Source organism: Candidatus Methanomethylophilus sp. 1R26 (genome assembly GCF_001481295.1).
GTDB lineage: Archaea > Thermoplasmatota > Thermoplasmata > Methanomassiliicoccales > Methanomethylophilaceae > Methanomethylophilus.
In genome coordinates, this window is the sequence record NZ_LOPS01000003.1 from 1 (window position 1) to 1,893 (window position 1,893).

General features: G+C 58.2%; 3 protein-coding genes. All 3 read left to right on the forward strand.

The window, feature by feature from the left end; genetic code table 11:
• Positions 1–314, forward strand: a 314-nt coding sequence (locus tag AUQ37_RS00880) for a PD-(D/E)XK nuclease domain-containing protein (RefSeq protein ID WP_235584770.1), incomplete at its 5' end; no start/stop codon positions are given.
• 157 nt (positions 315–471) lie between these two features.
• Positions 472–876, forward strand: coding sequence for an AAA family ATPase (locus tag AUQ37_RS12765; protein ID WP_157844228.1), 405 nt, complete (start codon positions 472–474; stop codon positions 874–876).
• 23 nt (positions 877–899) lie between these two features.
• Positions 900–1,893: AAA family ATPase (locus tag AUQ37_RS00890; protein ID WP_157844229.1), on the forward strand; the 994-nt coding region annotated here is incomplete at its 3' end.

Consider the following 1,893-nt stretch of genomic DNA (forward strand, 5'->3'; position numbering starts at 1 on the left):
TGGCGGGCATGCTCATGAGCCTGGGAGACACCTTCAGGGTGGAGGCCGACCGCGAATCCGGGGACGGGTATTCCGATATACGCATCATCAGCTCCTCTCCGGAGCATCCGAGCGTGATCATCGAGATTAAGCGCGCTAAAGACGGAGCCGATGCAGAGTCCCTGGCACAGTCGGCCCTCGAGCAGATCCGTGCCAAAAGGTACTGCGCCGGACTGAAGGGCGAGGTCCTCGCCTACGGTGCGGCATTCGCCGGGAAGGACGTCTCCATCGCATCGGAGACTGTTGCACCCGAGAACCGATCGCCCGAAGCCTGATGAGAAACAGGAGATACGGAGTTCCCGCTGACTGCCGTATCTCCTGCTGAAATACCGTCTGCCGGCACATCGTTCTGCTATGGCCTGCCACAACGGAACCGACAGAGGTACGGAAAAGAAGAGCATCGATATAAACAGCGCAATCGATTGGAAATCCATGGAAGCGGCGATCGGCAATTCCGATTTCAAGGACGTGCGCGATGTCGGCGCATATTTCGTCGATAAGTCGGAGCTCATCGACAGGATCCTGAGGATGAGAGGGGTCAAGGCCCTCCTTTTCACAAGACCCAGGCGCTTCGGGAAATCGCTCAACCTGAGCATGATCGATGCATATCTCAATCTGAAGTACAAGGGCAACACTTGGTTCGACGGGCTGAAGATCTCGGACCTGAGGCCTGATGACCCGATGAAGAACGCATCCCCGGTGATCCGCCTGGATATGAAGGACTTCGAGGCAGCGACTGCCGAGGAAACGGTAACTGTTGCGCGCACCGATATGAGCGCGGCCTCAGGAGATATCGGGAACTGGAAGATTCAGATAAGCTCAGCTCTCATCAGATAAAGCTCTACGGCAGGTACTGCGACATGGATGTGGGGAAGGCCGACGTCATGATCTCGCTCCAGCAGCTGTCCGAGATGCTGGAAGCGCATTACGGCAGGAAGGCGGTCATCCTCATCGATGAGTATGATGCGCCAATCAACAATGCGTACGGGAATCCGGAACTGCGTGAGATCACCGATTTCTTCCGCAGGTTCCTCTCGAGCGCGCTCAAAGGCAACGACTACCTCGACAGAGCGGTCCTTACCGGGGTGATGCAGCTCTCCAAGGAGAGCATCTTCAGCGGCCTGAACAACCTGTACGTCGACAACATTCTGTCGACCGGGTTCGACGATACGGTCGGGTTCACCGAAGCAGAAGTGAAGAAGATGTGCGCGGACTTCGGCGCGCCGGACAGGTTCGCCGAGGCGAAAGAGTGGTACGACGGGTACCGGTTCGGCAATACCGATGTGTACAACCCCTGGAGCGTCCTGAACTATGTCAGCAGGAAGTTCGTCCCGGACCGCTACTGGGCCGGGACCAGCAAGAACGGGATCATCGATACCCTCATCGCGAAGACGGACCGGAAAACGTATGAGGACATCATGAAATTGGGCTCCGGCGGGATGGCGGCCGAAGATCTCAGCATGTCCGTGACGTTCGATGACCTGTCACCGGATCACGGGGGGAGCAGCATATACTCGGTCATGGCCGCTTCAGGGTACCTCCGTGCCGAGAAGGTCCCGAGCGGCGGATACAGGCTGTCGATACCGAACAAGGAGATGCGTTCGGTGTACGCGGAGAAGTTCCTCAACGCCCTCGGTAAACTGGAGATCGAACACGGCCCTGTCTACGGGTTCTGCCAAGCAGTCCTGGCCAACGACAGTGCGGCGATGGAAGACTGCCTCCGCGAGATGATGGAGAGGTCCTTCAGCGTCAGGGTGTTCGATTCGGAGCACGCCTACCAGACGATGGTGGCGGGCATGCTCATGAGCCTGGGAGACACCTTCAGGGTGGAGGCCGACCGCGAATCCGGGGACG

What these genes read in the sequence shown, in the direction of transcription:
- AUQ37_RS12765 (WP_157844228.1), top strand. Translation starts at nt 472, where the DNA reads ATGGAAGCGGCGATCGGCAATTCCGATTTCAAGGACGTGCGCGATGTC.